This window comes from Actinobacillus capsulatus DSM 19761, assembly GCF_000374285.1.
Classification (GTDB): Bacteria; Pseudomonadota; Gammaproteobacteria; order Enterobacterales; family Pasteurellaceae; genus Actinobacillus; species Actinobacillus capsulatus.
In genome coordinates this window covers 288,008-303,389 of record NZ_KB893930.1, presented here as the reverse complement: position 1 = coordinate 303,389, position 15,382 = coordinate 288,008, and the positions used below count along the sequence as shown (strand labels likewise).

The window sequence follows — 15,382 nt, the reverse complement described above, 5'->3', positions numbered from 1 at the left end:
ACTCTTCAATTCAAAAAGTTTAATCGCTCAATAAACTGCTTAGCTAAGTTTACATTCTACTTCTAAAGTAAAAATGAATTTCTAGTTTAAGCACCTATTAAGACTTCAAAATCAAAAATATTTTTTAATTAAGTCAATCAACAAGTGCCCACACAGATTGTCTGATAAATTGTTAAAGAACAAAAAACAACGACGCACTGCATTAAATCTAATTTCTCACAACAGTGCGTCGTTGTGTGGCATGCATTATAGAGAAATATGAAATCCTTGCAAGTACTTTTTTCAAAAAAATTTAAAATAATTGACACTTCGCACAACATTTATTCAAACTGAGCAAAACAAGAACATTTTTGAGTGATTTCATGATAACTTTTGACTATATGTCTAATTTTGTGATCTCTCTCACAAAATTATTCGTACTTTTTCGAGAAGTTACTGTTATTATATACGTCATTATCCTTATTCATCTATTTATATACAAGAGGAACCTTTTATGAGTCAATTAGATGCTTTACGTGAAATGACTGTTGTTGTTGCAGACACTGGTGACATTGAAGCGATCAAACAATATCAACCGCAAGATGCAACCACTAACCCGTCTTTAATTTTAAGTGCGTCTGCATTACCGCAATACGCTTCATTAATTGATGATGCAGTGGCTTATGCTAAAGCAAAAAGTGATGATAAAGCTCAACAACTTATTGATGCGGAAGATAAGTTAGCAGTTAATATTGGTTTAGAAATTCTTAAAATTGTACCGGGACGTATTTCAACAGAGGTTGACGCTCGTCTTTCTTACGATACGGAAGCAACAACTGAAAAAGCCCGCCAAATTATGAAGCTTTATAACGAAGCGGGTATTAGCAATGATCGTATTCTTATTAAAATCGCTTCAACTTGGCAGGGTATTCGTGCGGCGGAAGTGTTAGAGAAAGAAGGTATCAACTGTAACTTAACCTTATTATTCTCTCAAGCACAAGCTCGTGCGTGTGCGGAAGCTGGCGTTTACTTAATCTCTCCGTTTGTTGGTCGTATCTTAGACTGGTATAAAGCGGCAGAGAAAAAAGAATATGCACCGGCAGAAGATCCGGGTGTAATTTCTGTTACGAATATCTATAACTACTACAAACAGTACGGCTATCAAACCGTGGTTATGGGTGCAAGTTTCCGTAATGTAGGTGAGATTACAGAAATCGCAGGTTGTGACCGTTTAACTATTGCTCCACCGTTATTAAAAGAACTTGCTGAAAGCAATGCCCCGCTTGTTCGTAAATTAGAATATAAAGGTGAAGTGAAAACTCGTCCGGCACCATTAACAGAAGCGGAATTCTATTGGCAACATAACCAAGACCCAATGGCTGTTGAAAAATTAGCAGAAGGTATCCGTAAATTTGCAGTAGATATTGAAAAATTAGAAGCAATGCTTGCTGCTAAACTTTAATTACTGAATTATTAAAACAAAAATCCCAAGCTAAGGCTTGGGATTTTTTTATGCTACTTAGATAAGCAAGCGGTCAATTTCTCAGAATAATTTGCAAATTCTTAAGGAAAATTAACCGCTTGTAATTTGATAGCGCTAAGCTAAATTGGCTGTCTCGGCACAGAACCTTGGTAACCGAATTGACGCCACGCTTCATATACAACAACCGCCACCGTATTAGATAGATTCATACTGCGGCTATCTTTGCACATTGGCACTCGGATTTTTTGTGACATTGGTAAAGTGTCTAAAATTGCCATGGGGATACCACGGCTTTCCGCCCCAAACATAAGGAAGTCGCCTAATTCATAACTCACTTCACTATGATTCGGTTCACCTTTAGTCGTTAGTGCAAATAAACGTTTTGGCTTGGCACGTTCTAGAAAATCTTCAAAATTCTTATATTTTTGAATATCGACAAACTCGTGGTAATCCAAACCTGAACGGCGTAGCTTTTTATCATCCCACGCAAAACCTAGCGGTTCAATCATATGTAATCTAAAGCCACAATTTGCACACAAGCGGATAATATTACCGCTGTTTTGTGGAATTTCCGGTTCATATAAAACAATATCTAACATTTTTACTTACCATCAAAATATGGAATACACAAATCTCGCTTGTGTATTCCATCATTGTTAATTTTCAATATGACGAATGATCCAACAGTTATGGATTTGTGGATTACGCTCAAAATCAAGCGGTAATGTTTTATGTGAAATATTTTCCGCTTGTAAACCTAATTCGGCTAAGCCGTCGAAATCCATTTTAAAACCACGTTTATTATTCGAGAATACGATTGTGCCGTCCGCTGTCAAAATGCGTTTAAGCTGCGTCATTAGCTTAATATGATCGCGCTGAACATCCCAACTGTCTTCCATTCGTTTTGAATTTGAGAACGTTGGCGGATCAACGAAAATCAACTCAAAGCGTTCTTGACATTCCGCCAACCACTGTAAGCAATCGGCCTGGAATAAGCGGTTATTACGTAGCGGTAAATTATTTAGCTCTAAATTTTGTTCCGCCCAATTCAGGTAAGTATTCGACATATCCACCGTGGTAGTGGATTTCGCTCCGTTTAATGCGGCGTGAATAGTCGCTGAACCGGTGTAAGCAAAAAGATTAAGGAACGTTTTTCCTTTTGCCATCTGCCCTACCATTTTACGTGTTAGACGGTGATCTAAGAATAAGCCGGTATCCAGATAATCGGTCAAATTTACCCATAATTTTGCACCGTATTCGGTTACGTAGAAATAATCACCTTTATTGGCTAATTTCTCATATTGGTTCGTGCCTTTTTGCTTTTGGCGAACTTTTAAAACCAACTTATTGGTTTCCACGCCCGTTACATATAAGGTTGCAGACACGGCATCTAGTAAACGCTGACGGGCTTTTTGTTCGTCGATGTTTTTCGGTGCCGCATATTCTTGTACCACAATATGATCATCATAGCGATCGACCGCTAAATTATATTCCGGTAAATCCGCATCATATAAACGGTACGCATTAATACCTTGCTGCTTCACCCATTTTTCAATTTTCTTAATATTTTTCGTTAAACGATTTGCGAAGTCAGGTGCAACCTGTGCATTCTGTTCAAATTTAAGTTCATCAGCTTGCTGTTCTGTCGCTGTGCGCTCACTAATTTGATAATTCTTTTGTAAACAGTCTAACGGACCGTTTTTCGCTTTGAATTGACGGTGTGAACGTAAACGTAAACAGTTCAACAATTCCGGTTCACCACTAAAAATAGAAGCATTCCAACCACCGAATTGTTGTTTTAAACGTTGCCCGAATACCGAATAAAGTGCAATCAGCGCCGGTGTTGTACCTAAACGCTCACCATACGGCGGGTTACAAATCACGGTTCCGACTTGTTCAGGGCAAGGATTTTTTAACGCCGCTACATCGCCTTGTTGCCATTGAATTAAATGTGCCACACCGGCATTTTTCGCATTCTGTTTAGCTTTAGCCAATACACGATGATCAAGGTCGAAACCAAAGAAAAGCGGTTGAATTTCTTCATTTTGTTGCAAATAGGCTTGTTCCAGCACTTCTTTCCATACCGCTTGTTGATGTCCTTTCCACGCATTAAAGCCCCAGTGTTTATGGTGCAATTGCGGTGCGATACCCGCTTGCATTTGTGCCGCTTCAATCAATAACGTACCAGAACCGCACATCGGATCAATCAACGGGGTGCTTTTTTGCCAACCGGAACGAAGAATAATCGCCGCTGCCAATGTTTCACGTAACGGTGCTTTACCGGTGTCTTCACGGTAGCCTCGCATATGTAACGCATCACCGCTTAAATCAAGCGATACCACCATATTTTCTCGGTCGAGATAAACGTGAATTCGAATATCCGCATGATCTTTATCTATTGTCGGGCGAGCAAAGCCTTTACGTTCAAAATAATCTACTACACCGTCTTTTACTCGCATCGCACCAAATTGCGTGTTGCGGATCTCTCGGTTAGTGCCGTTGAAATCCACAAAAAAAGTATCACGAGGATCAAAAATTTCCGCCCAGTTGATACCGACGATCGTTGCGTATAAATCCAGATCACTAAAAATTTTAGTGGTTACCAACGGTAATAAGATACGAGAAGCCAAACGGCTGTGTAGTAATGCCTGATATGCCCCTCGTTGAGTTGTCGTAAAATGCACCCCACCTTGTGCAACTTTACACTCGGCTTGGCAGATCTGCTCCAGTTCTGTTTTTAACATTTCTTCAAAGCCACGAGCAGCAGTGGCAAAATAAGTTGTTTGAGTCGTCATTGTTATCATTCTTTTAGCTAAAATTAGCGCTATTATAGCGGAACAAGCGGTCTAATAGTTGAAAAGTTTTACAAATCAATAGGAAATTTAACTAGACAAGAAATTGGCTAAGATCAAAAATGTTTTAAATTACCCAAAATGGGTAACTTGCTTTAGGTAAGTATAACTATCAAAATTTATGCCAATTTTTATTGGAGGCACAAAATGACCGAACCTTATAAAATTCTTTTGATTGATGACCACCCGCTTATGCGCCAAGGTATGCGTCAAATTATTGAATTAGAAGATAATTTTGTTGTAATTGGGGAAGCAAGTAACGGTACTGACGGTATTGCGTTAGCGTTAGATAAAGATCCTGATCTGATTATTTTAGATTTGAATATGAAAGGGATCTCAGGTTTAGACACTTTACGTTCATTACGTAACCACGGTGTTGATAGCCGTATTATTGTCTTAACCGTATCAGATGAACAATCGGATATTTTCGCCTTAATGGATGCCGGTGTTGACGGTTATTTGCTCAAAGACAATGATACGGCTGATTTGGTGGAAAATATTCGTAAAGCGGCAAAAGGTGAAATGGTATTAAGTGAAGCGGTACAGCAACATTTATTAGAGCGCCGTCCGGAAAATGATCCGTTAAGCGTTTTAACCGACCGTGAACGTGATGTTTTACAGTGGATCGCAACCGGTATGTCGAACAAACAAATTGCCGGCCAATTGTTCATTTCGGAAGAAACCGTGAAAGTACATATTCGTAATTTATTACGAAAATTAAATGTGCATTCTCGTGTAGCCGCTACCGTACTTTATCTAGAGCAACAAAAAGGCTAATCAAATTTATCTGTAAAAAAGAGGAGCAATTGCTCCTCTATCTTTTTATGCGATGAAGTAAATGCTTTGATACGGTTCAAGCCAGATACCCTGTTCGGTTTGTGTGACTTGTTGGTAATTATTCATCAAAATTCGACCGCTTGCTTCAATATTAACGAGCTGCTTCTTCGCACTTAAATTTGCAACAACCGTTAATGTCTCTTGTGCAGTTTGACGGCGATATGCCCAAACCACCGGGTGCCCCGGCAGTAAATCCGTATAATCGCCATCCATTAATACCGCCAATTCCTTACGTAACGCAATTAATGATTGATAAGTGTAGAACACCGAATCTTTATCCGCCAATGCCTGTTCCACATTGATTTCACGGAAGTTTTTCGCCACATCAATCCACGGCTTACCACTTGAAAAGCCTGCATTTTCAGTTGCATCCCATTGCACTGGTGTGCGTGAGTTATCACGCGATTTTTGCGCCAAAATTTTCAGAACAAGAGGCTCATTTTCACCTTTTTCTTGCAATTCTATGTAAGCGTTGAGGCTTTCCACATCTCGATATTCTGCAATACTGGTAAAGTTCGGGTTGGTCATCCCGATTTCTTCGCCCTGATAAATATACGGCGTGCCTTGCATTCCGTGTAGCAACATCGCTAACATTTTTGCCGACGTGGTACGAAGCTCACCTTCATCACCAAAACGAGAAACAATACGAGGTTGGTCGTGATTACACCAGAACAATGCATTCCACGCTTTATTGTGCATTCCCTGTTGCCAATAGTTGAAAATCAACTTCAGCGCCACATAATCAGGCTGAGCATACGTCCATTTTTCACCATTCGGGTAATCCACTTTAAGGTGGTGGAAATTAAAGGTCATCGAAAGCTCCGTGCCTGCCAAATTCGCATATTGCTGGCAATGTTCGAGCTTAGTCGAAGACATTTCGCCCACGGTCATCAAGCCATAAGGGGTAAGCGCTTTTTGATTGAGTTCTTGCAAATGTTGATGAATTTTATGTCCATCTGTGTAAAAACGGCGACCATCACCCTCAAAGTCGTTCTCATAGTGTTCAGGTTTAGAAATCAAATTCACCACGTCTAAACGCAAACCATCAATGCCTTTCTCTGCCCAAAAACGGCAAATATCAAATAATTCGGCACGTAAACGAGGATTTTCCCAGTTCAGATCCGCCTGCTCTGGTGCGAATAAATGTAAATAGTATTTTTGCGCTTTATCCGACCATTTCCATGCCGATCCACCAAATTTCGATTTCCAGTTAGTCGGGTTTTCTCGCCAAATATAGAAATCATGATATTCAGATTGAGGATCTTCGCCTTGCTTGAACCATTCATGGAAAGTCGAACTGTGGTTAAACACCATATCCATCACAATGCGAATATTGCGTTTGTGAGCTTCTGCAATCAATTGCTCAAAGTCTGCCATTGTGCCATAGCTTGGGTCAATTTCACGGTAGTTAGCAATGTCGTAGCCATTATCAATTTGTGGCGAAACATACATCGGTGTAATCCAAATGCCGTCCACCCCTAAGGTTTGCAAATAATCTAAACGCTTAATAATCCCCTGAATATCGCCCGTGCCGGAACCTGTTGTATCTTGGAAAGATTTCGGGTATATCTGATAAATTACCCCATTTTTCCACCAATTTTTGCTCATTCTGCTTTCCTTATAAAATTAACAAGCGGTCAGATTTTGGTAAAATTTTGCAAAAATCTAACCGCTATCTATTTGATTATTCCAACGTTCCCGCTTTTTCTTTGCGTTTATAAACCATTGCGGTCAATACTAACGGAACAACAATCGCGACTAACATCGCAACAGCAAATGTTCCCCAGTAAATGTGTTGGATTGATAAAATACCCGGCAAACCACCCACACCGATACCGTTCGCTAGCACACCGGCGAAGCCACAAATTAAGCCCGCTAATGCCGCACCAATCATCGCACATAGCATTGGGAAGCGATATTTTAAGTTGATGCCGTACATTGCCGGTTCGGTTACGCCTAAGTAAGCGGAAAGTGCTGCTGGTACGGAAACTTCACGTTCGTTCGCTTTTTTGCTCACAAACACAATCGCTAACACCGCAGAAGCTTGCGCAATATTTGATAAAGCAATAATTGGCCAAACAGGTGTGCCGCCAATGCTTTGAATCATTTGCATATCAATTGCTAATGTGGTTTGGTGTACGCCAGTTACTACAAGAGGTGCATAAAGGAAACCAAATAACGCCGCACCGATTGGGGCAAAATCGCCGGTCATCGAATGTTTCACTACAAATGCAATACCGTTACCGATTTCTCGTCCAATTGGCCCAATAATCGTATGTGCAAGGAATACGGCTAAGATAATTGATACCACCGGCACAATGATAAGATTAAGATAATTCGGCACAATTTTCGTCATAAAGCGTTCAATATAGGCTAGCGCCAAACCCGCCATAATCGCCGGAATTACTTGCGCTTGATAACCGACTTTCTCGACCGCTAACAAGCCAAAATCCCATACCTCAGGGATTTGCGAACCTAAGCCGTAAGAGTTCATTAACTGAGGTGAAACAAGAGTCACGCCCAACACAATACCCAGAATTGGCGATGTCCCCATTTTACGAGCTATCGACCAACAAATTCCCACCGGTAGGAAATGGAAAATCGCCTCACCAATCAGCCATAAGAAACTATGCACGCTTGCCCAAAAACTGCTGACTTGCACAAGTGTTTTGGTACCGTTTTCAAACATCGCAATATCGCCAATCACGTTGCGGAAACCTAAAATCAAACCACCGCTGATTAACGCAGGCAACAACGGAATAAAAATATCCGCCATATGCGAGATCAAACGTTCATAGCCTTTTTGATTTTGACGAGCAGCCGCTTTCACTTGCTCTTTATCAACATTCGCTAAGCCGGTTTTCTCCAACACGATTTTGTAGTAATCACCGACTTCCTGCCCAATAACAACTTGATATTGCCCGCCTGTAGCAAAATTCGCTTTTACCATCGGTAAGCCTTCTAACGCTTTGCTATCCACTTTGCTGTCATCATTTAACACGAAACGCAAACGGGTAATACAGTGAGTGACAGTCGCAATGTTTTCACGACCACCAATAAATTCAATTAATTTATCCACATTTTGCGGATCGATGTTTGCTTTGGCCATAGGAATACTCCTGTTATTGGATGTTTGTTAACCTGAAAATTAAGTTGAATTATAGACATTGGTTATTTTTTGTAAATGGGAACGTTCCCTAAAGAAGGGATAAAAGAAAAATAAATTCAAAATTTGCGATCTAGATCACAAAAATTTTTCGTTTTAGCGTAAAATATCTGTAAATCTAAATTATCTTTGCGTTTTACCTGTATAATCGCTCACTTTTTAGAATACGTTGAATTTATGGCTTTACTGATTACCCACAGATGTACGAACTGTGATATGTGCTTACCTGAATGTCCGAATGAAGCAATTTCAATCGGCGATGATGTGTACGTGATTGATCCGGTATTATGTACCGAATGTGTCGGACATTATGAAAAGCCGACCTGCCAAAAAGTTTGCCCAATTACTAACTGTATTATTTCGGATCCAGAACATCAAGAAACGCAAGAAGAGTTATGGGAAAGATTTGTGATGATTCATCACCCAGACAAGATATAAAAAAACGGAGAATGAACCTTCATTCTCCGTTTTTTATTATGCGTCTTTAAAGCTGTAAGGCAAATCACAAATCGCTAATGGAATTCCGTTAATTCTAAATGCAGTATCCGCTTCAACATCATTATTCATTACCACTTGCAACCAAAGTTTATTTTGATATGCCACGCTGTTTAAGATTGTACCGGTTGCACGCCAATTTTCACCGAGCTGCATTTCAACCGAGCTACTAACCTCCGGTAAGCTCACCTCACCTTCAAATTTACCGACTAACGTAAACATTGCTCGCTTATTCGCACCACGATATTTCGCACGCGCCACTGTTTCTTGTCCGATATAACAGCCTTTAGTAAAAGAAATCGCATTTTCGACCGCTTGTAAATTAGTTGCCTGCGGAATCAATTCAAATTGATTCGCTTTTAGCAACATCGGAATCCCGTCTTGAATGTCGATTAAATCCCATAATTGGCTATCAGCGTTAGTTTCTAGCATTGCTCCCCAAACAATCGCACGTTTTTGCCCTTGCGGAATGACTAAAGCGGTCGTATTTTCGCAAAGTTTTGCCAAAATCTCACCGCTTGTTACGCCATAAATCGGCGTATCTAATTCGGTGAAAGTAACCTTAGAAAACACCGCATATTTTTTTAGTTGGTTAAGTGCTTCCGGTAATAAATCCGCATGAATCATCGCGACAAATTTATCTGCCGCTTGACGATATAAACGGATCAACGCACTCATTTTGCCCTTCGGATCACAATGGCAAGTTAAGGTATGTTCCCCTTCTGCCAGTTTCGCTACATCACAGGTTAATTGTCCTTGAAGATATTTCTCAGCATCCACACCCGCAATTTCAATTAAACGATACTGAGAAAGTTGCACGCAGAGATCTGGGTGGCTATTACTGATTTTGCTGCATTCACACGTCATAAAAAACACCTACTCTAAATTCTGAATTTGCTCACGCATTTGTTCGATTAACACTTTTAATTCAACCGCTGAATTGGTTACGTCCGCATTAATTGATTTTGATGCCAACGTATTGGATTCACGATTTAGCTCTTGCATCATAAAGTCTAATTTACGGCCTACCGCCCCGCCTTTTTTCAAGACATTAGTCGTTTCTTTAACGTGTAATTGTAAGCGATCTAATTCTTCCGCCACATCCACACGCTGTGCGGTTAACACCATTTCTTGCTCTAAACGTTGTGGATCTAATTGTAAATTCAGCTCATCAAAACGTTGTTGTAATTTATCTTTCTGCCATTGCAGAATTTCCGGCATCTGTGCTTGCACTTTGGTTGCGATCTCGGCAATTGTGTCTAAACGCTGTTGGATCAGTGCCTGTAAATTTGCACCTTCACGACCACGCATCGCAATAAAGTCCGCTAAAATTTGTTCGAAACCGGCTAACAGGTCTTGCCCAATTTGATCCAAATCTTGTGTTTGAGCATCCACCACCCCCGGATAACGTAAAATATCCACTAAGTTGATCTCACCCTCACCGGCAATGCCACGCAAAGTTTGTAATGAACTGATTACCTTTTCCGCATACTCTTTATTTAATGTCAATTCACTGTTTTGGTTATTGCTTAATTCGATACGTAAACTACATTCCACTTTTCCGCGTGTTAGTGATGCACGTAAACGCTCGCGCAAGGTCATTTCTAAATTACGGAATTGTTCCGGTAAACGAAAATAAGTTTCTAAAAAACGTTGATTGACAGAGCGGATTTCCCACACGGCATTGCCCCACTCTTTTTTAATTTCCAAATGGGCGAAAGCGGTCATACTATAAATCATTTTGTGTTCCTTCTTGTTAATTAACCTCGGAATATCACTGAAAAACACGGAAAGATTTTTGCAAAATTTTCGGAAAATTTAACCGCTTGCAGTCCTTCAAAAAACCTTTCCGTGTATTTCCGTATTTTCCGAGGTAATAAAAATCACATTGTACTGTTTTATTTGTTAAAATGGCGAAAATTTTTTACTAAAAGGAAGAAATCATGCGCCCAAATAATCGTGAACTAAATCAAGTTCGTCCAGTAAAAATTACTCGTCACTATACTCGTTATGCAGAAGGTTCCGTTTTAGTTGAATTCGGCGAAACCAAAGTTTTATGTAATGCAACAGTGGAAGAAACGGTTCCTCGCTTTTTAAAAGGTCAGCAACAGGGCTGGGTAACCGCTGAATACGGTATGTTGCCACGCTCTACTCACAGCCGTATGCAGCGTGAAGCGGCAAAAGGTAAACAAGGTGGCAGAACTATGGAAATTCAACGCCTTATCGCACGCTCATTACGTGCAGTGGTGGATTTAAAAGCACTTGGCGAACGTACTATTACGATTGATTGTGATGTGATTCAAGCAGATGGTGGCACTCGTACGGCAGCAATTACCGGTGCGTGTGTGGCTTTACACGATGCGATGAGTAAATTAGTCGCTGACGGCGTACTGAAAGAAAATCCGATGAAAGGTTTAGTGGCGGCAATTTCTGTCGGTATCGTGGACAGTAATGCGGTATGTGACTTGGAATATGTTGAAGACTCAAATGCCGAAACGGATATGAATATCGTGATGGTCGAAGACGGTAGATTAGTTGAAGTACAAGGTACCGCTGAAGGTGAGCCGTTCTCCCATATGGAATTGCTACAATTACTCGACCTTGCTCATCAAGGCATTAATCAATTATTAGATGCTCAACGTAAAGCATTAGGCCTATAAACTAAACGGCACAAGTAAATTAAATACTTGTGCCGTTTTTGTTTCTAATGATTAATAATTAAACTTCAATCCCGAATTTTTCTTTCACTAATGCTTGGAAATCAGTACAACCGCCAACGTGAGCGTTATCTAAGAAAATTTGTGGCACAGTTGCAACCGGTTTACTAACACGCGGTTCTAAATCTTCTTTTGAAATGCCTTCAGCGATCATATCGATAAATTTAAAATCGAAATCCGCTAATTCGCCTTTCATTTTTTCCGCTAACGCTTTTGCACGTGTGCAGTATGGACAAGTCATACGACCATAAATTTCTACGAACATAATTCATTCCTCATAAAATTGAGCTAATTATTCAATAGCAAATGCCAGCTTAAGTAGAACCGAGTTGTCATAAAAAAATCTCCAATAATAATTGATTAAAAAAATCAGATTAGAATAGTAAGTTTTTTTATGCAAAGAAAATTAATATATCTTTTTAACAGATTTGACCAGTAAAAAAACTAAAAAAATGCCCTCTTGCTAGGCAATAGCGCGGGCATTTTCTTAAATCAACACAAATTATTTCGTGCTGGTGCTTGTTGTGGTACGGCTTGCACGTTTACGATCATTTTCGGTTAATAAACGTTTACGAACACGAATTGATTGTGGTGTTACTTCTACTAACTCGTCATCATCGATAAATTCTAACGCTTGTTCTAACGTCATACGAACCGGTGTTGTTAACACGATTGCATCATCTTTACCTGACGCACGCATATTGGTTAATTTCTTACCTTGTAAACAGTTTACGGTTAAATCGTTTGAACGGCTGTGAATACCGATAATTTGACCTTCATAAACATCCACACCGTGATCAATCATTAATTTACCACGTTCTTGTAAACCGAATAATGCGTAAGCCAGCGCTTTACCGGTTGCGTTAGAAATTAACACACCGTTTTTACGTTGGCCAATTTCACCCGGTTTTACATCATCATAATGGCTGAAGCTTGAGTAAAGTAAGCCGGTACCTGATGTCATCGTCATAAATTCGTTACGGAAACCGATTAAACCACGGCTTGGAATCACGTATTCTAAGCGTGTACGCCCCTTACCGTCCGGAATCATATCTTTCACTTCACCTTTACGGATGCCTAATGCTTCCATTACCGCACCTTGGTGTTGTTCTTCGATATCGATAGTTACTTGCTCAAACGGTTCTTGCTTTTTACCGTTTTCTTCTTTATAGATTACTTTCGGACGTGATACCGCTAATTCGTAACCTTCACGACGCATATTTTCAATTAATACCGATAAGTGTAATTCACCACGACCGGATACACGGAACTCATCCGGGTTTGGCGTTTCTTCTACACGTAATGCTACGTTGTGGACTAATTCTTTGTTTAAGCGCTCAAGGATTTGTCGTGAGGTAACAAATTTACCTTCCTGACCACAGAACGGAGAAGTATTCACACAGAAGAACATCGTTACGGTCGGTTCATCAACGGTTAACGCCGGTAATGCTTCTACGTTGTTAATATCACAAATCGTATCTGAAATATTTAATTCGCCTAAACCAGTGATTGCAATGATGTCGCCGGCAAAGGCTTCGCTCGCTTCGTAGCGTTGCAAGCCTAAATGCCCTAGCACTTGACCGATTTTACCATTGCGAGTTTTGCCATCAGCCCCCACAACCGTAACGGTTTGATTAGGTTTAACCGAACCACGTTTGATACGCCCAATCCCGATAACGCCCACATAGTTGTTATAGTCTAATTGAGAAATTTGCATTTGGAACGGGGCGTTTAATTCCACTTTTGGCGGTTCAACGTGATCAACGATCGCTTGGAATAACGGGGTCATATCTTCCGCAAGATCTTCGTGCTCTAAACCTGCAACCCCCATTAATGCCGATGCATAAATAATTGGGAAATCTAATTGCTCGTCAGTTGCGCCTAAGTTTACGAATAAATCAAATACTTGATCCACAACCCAGTCAGGACGCGCGCCCGGACGGTCAACTTTATTGATAACTACGATCGGTTTTAAACCGTGCGCGAATGCTTTTTGCGTTACGAAACGTGTTTGTGGCATTGGACCGTCAAACGCATCTACCACTAATAACACAGAATCAACCATTGAAAGAACACGTTCTACTTCACCACCGAAGTCCGCGTGTCCCGGCGTATCTACGATATTGATACGGTAATCGTTCCAGTTAATTGCTGTATTTTTTGCAAGAATGGTAATACCACGTTCTTTTTCAAGATCGTTTGAGTCCATTACACGCTCGTCTGCATCACCACGCGTTTCACCTAATGTGCCTGATTGTTGTAAAAGTTTATCTACAAGCGTTGTTTTACCGTGGTCAACGTGCGCGATAATTGCGATATTCCGCAATTTATTAATATCTAAATTTTGCATTGAAATGTCTTTATTGAGTTGAATATAGGGTGTGTCTACACACACCGTGGAAAGCTTTAGCAGGGGGAAACCGCCCCCCTCTTATTGCGACCTAGTGTGATCAAGATCACAATTCACGAAAGGGCGAGATTATACAGAATTTTTTATTTATTGGCTATGATTTAAGCGGTCTGATTTACTAAATTTTTTGCAAATTAAGCGCTTTTAGCAGAATAATCCCTCGCACCAAAAATCGCTGTGCCGATACGCACCATCGTTGAGCCACATTCAATTGCACTTTGCATATCATCACTCATTCCCATTGAAAGCGTATCAATGCCTTCAAACTCTGCTTGTAAGCGGTCAAAAAGTTGCTGCATTTTACGTAACGCAATTTTTTGTTGCTCTGCTTCACTTTCCGGCTTTGGAATAGCCATCAAACCGCGCAAACGTAAATTCGGTAATTGGCTAATCGCTTTTACCAACTCGTCTAACTCTTCAGGTTGAATACCTGATTTAGATTCTTCATCGCTAATATTAATCTGAATCAGCACATTGAGCGGTGCTTTATTTGCCGGACGCTGTGCATTCAATCGTTCCGCAATTTTTAGGCGGTCAACCGTTTGAATCCAATCAAAATTTTCCGCCACTAAACGGGTTTTATTCGACTGTAGCGGTCCGATAAAATGCCATTCTAAATTTGGTTGCTGAGCAAAATAAGCAATTTTCTCCACACCTTCTTGCACATAGTTTTCGCCAAAAGCAGTTTGTCCGGCAGTAATCGCTTCTTCAATCGCTTCAACCGGTTTGGTTTTAGAGACTGCTAATAGGCGTACATTAGTACGATTAAATTGCTGTGAGATTTGCTGAATTTGCTGATTGATCTGAGATAAATTTTGAGAAATCGACATTTGTAACTCCAAAAACTATAATGAATAAATCATAGCATATTGAGGAACAGAATAATGGATTTAACTCAGATTAAATTAGTAATTACCGATGTGGACGGCGTACTTACCGATGGAGGAATGTATTACACTGCGGCAGGTGAAGTAATGAAACGATTCCACGTACATGACGGCTTAGGGATGAAAATGCTTCAAACCTGTGGGATTCAAGTGGCGATTTTATCCGGCGGCGATTCGGCATTGTTGCGTAAACGTATTGAAGTGCTGAAAGTACCGTTATTTAAATTAGGCAAAATGGAAAAACGTTCCGCATGTTTTGAATTGATGCAAGAAGCCGGCGTCACAGCGGAGCAAACCGCTTTTATTGGCGATGATACGTTAGACTTACCGGCATTTGAGGTTTGCGAATTGGCAATTGCTACTCGTAATGCGCATGACTATGTAAAAGCAAAAGCGGATTGGATATTAGAAAAAGCGGGGGGTGAAGGGGCATTCCGAGAAGTGTCAGATCGCATTTTACAAGCGCAAGGCTTTGAAGAAATCTACGCGACTGCAGACGGCTTTCTCACCGTAGCTGAAAAGATGGCTCAGTAAACTAAAGCGTTGATAAAAAAGC

At 40.4% G+C, this 15,382-nt stretch carries 14 protein-coding genes; 5 read left to right on the top strand and 9 right to left on the bottom strand.

Annotation, left to right across the window (positions count from 1 at the left end; translation table 11 throughout):
- The first annotated feature begins 493 nt into the window (after positions 1 to 493).
- Complete coding sequence (gene tal / locus C228_RS0101470) at positions 494 to 1,441, top strand: transaldolase (protein WP_018650945.1); 948 nt, start codon at positions 494 to 496, stop codon at positions 1,439 to 1,441.
- Between the two features lie 140 nt (positions 1,442 to 1,581).
- Here the strand turns inward: tal and trmL are convergent, their stop codons facing one another.
- Positions 1,582 to 2,061: a tRNA (uridine(34)/cytosine(34)/5-carboxymethylaminomethyluridine(34)-2'-O)-methyltransferase TrmL gene (trmL, locus tag C228_RS0101465; protein WP_018650944.1), complete on the bottom strand. Its 480-nt coding sequence runs from the start codon at positions 2,059 to 2,061 to the stop codon at positions 1,582 to 1,584.
- Positions 2,062 to 2,118: 57 nt separating this feature from the next.
- Positions 2,119 to 4,257 (bottom strand): bifunctional 23S rRNA (guanine(2069)-N(7))-methyltransferase RlmK/23S rRNA (guanine(2445)-N(2))-methyltransferase RlmL, encoded by a 2,139-nt coding sequence (rlmKL, locus tag C228_RS0101460; RefSeq protein ID WP_018650943.1) that lies wholly within the window; start codon positions 4,255 to 4,257, stop codon positions 2,119 to 2,121.
- A gap of 204 nt (positions 4,258 to 4,461) precedes the next feature.
- Between rlmKL and narL the strand changes: the two genes are divergently transcribed.
- Positions 4,462 to 5,091 carry a two-component system response regulator NarL gene (gene narL, locus C228_RS0101455; protein ID WP_018650942.1) on the top strand — a complete coding sequence of 210 codons (630 nt, stop codon included), beginning with the start codon at positions 4,462 to 4,464 and terminating at the stop codon, positions 5,089 to 5,091.
- Between the two features lie 45 nt (positions 5,092 to 5,136).
- Here narL and treC read toward each other — a convergent pair whose 3' ends face one another.
- Together treC and treB are read right to left on the bottom strand one after the other, a co-directional pair.
- A complete protein-coding gene (treC, locus tag C228_RS0101450; RefSeq protein WP_018650941.1) occupies positions 5,137 to 6,759 on the bottom strand; it encodes an alpha,alpha-phosphotrehalase in 1,623 nt (540 codons plus the stop codon).
- Positions 6,760 to 6,835: 76 nt separating this feature from the next.
- Complete coding sequence (treB, locus tag C228_RS0101445) at positions 6,836 to 8,260, bottom strand: PTS trehalose transporter subunit IIBC (protein ID WP_018650940.1); 1,425 nt, start codon at positions 8,258 to 8,260, stop codon at positions 6,836 to 6,838.
- A 234-nt stretch (positions 8,261 to 8,494) separates the two neighbouring features.
- On the opposite strand from treB, the gene C228_RS0101440 reads away from it, so the two are divergent.
- Positions 8,495 to 8,755, top strand: a complete 261-nt coding sequence (locus C228_RS0101440; RefSeq protein ID WP_026313128.1) for a YfhL family 4Fe-4S dicluster ferredoxin — start codon at positions 8,495 to 8,497, stop codon at positions 8,753 to 8,755.
- Positions 8,756 to 8,791: 36 nt separating this feature from the next.
- On the opposite strand, the gene ygfZ is transcribed toward C228_RS0101440, so the two are convergent.
- The gene (gene ygfZ, locus C228_RS0101435; RefSeq protein WP_018650938.1) at positions 8,792 to 9,679 is read right to left on the bottom strand and encodes a CAF17-like 4Fe-4S cluster assembly/insertion protein YgfZ; all 888 of its coding nucleotides are present in this window, start codon (positions 9,677 to 9,679) and stop codon (positions 8,792 to 8,794) included.
- A gap of 9 nt (positions 9,680 to 9,688) precedes the next feature.
- On the bottom strand, positions 9,689 to 10,552 hold the full coding sequence (locus C228_RS0101430) for a YicC/YloC family endoribonuclease (RefSeq protein WP_018650937.1): 864 nt from the start codon (positions 10,550 to 10,552) through the stop codon (positions 9,689 to 9,691).
- A gap of 203 nt (positions 10,553 to 10,755) precedes the next feature.
- On the opposite strand from C228_RS0101430, the gene rph reads away from it, so the two are divergent.
- Positions 10,756 to 11,472, top strand: a complete 717-nt coding sequence (gene rph / locus C228_RS0101425) for a ribonuclease PH (protein ID WP_018650936.1) — start codon at positions 10,756 to 10,758, stop codon at positions 11,470 to 11,472.
- Between the two features lie 58 nt (positions 11,473 to 11,530).
- Here rph and C228_RS0101420 read toward each other — a convergent pair whose 3' ends face one another.
- The 3 genes from C228_RS0101420 to C228_RS0101410 form a co-directional block, all read right to left on the bottom strand.
- Positions 11,531 to 11,794 (bottom strand): GrxA family glutaredoxin, encoded by a 264-nt coding sequence (locus tag C228_RS0101420; RefSeq protein WP_018650935.1) that lies wholly within the window; start codon positions 11,792 to 11,794, stop codon positions 11,531 to 11,533.
- 237 nt (positions 11,795 to 12,031) lie between these two features.
- Positions 12,032 to 13,879: a translational GTPase TypA gene (gene typA, locus C228_RS0101415; RefSeq protein ID WP_018650934.1), complete on the bottom strand. Its 1,848-nt coding sequence runs from the start codon at positions 13,877 to 13,879 to the stop codon at positions 12,032 to 12,034.
- A 194-nt stretch (positions 13,880 to 14,073) separates the two neighbouring features.
- Positions 14,074 to 14,769: a YggS family pyridoxal phosphate-dependent enzyme gene (locus C228_RS0101410; RefSeq protein WP_018650933.1), complete on the bottom strand. Its 696-nt coding sequence runs from the start codon at positions 14,767 to 14,769 to the stop codon at positions 14,074 to 14,076.
- A gap of 54 nt (positions 14,770 to 14,823) precedes the next feature.
- Between C228_RS0101410 and C228_RS0101405 the strand changes: the two genes are divergently transcribed.
- On the top strand, positions 14,824 to 15,360 hold the full coding sequence (locus C228_RS0101405; RefSeq protein ID WP_018650932.1) for a KdsC family phosphatase: 537 nt from the start codon (positions 14,824 to 14,826) through the stop codon (positions 15,358 to 15,360).
- The last annotated feature ends 22 nt before the right edge of the window (positions 15,361 to 15,382 follow it).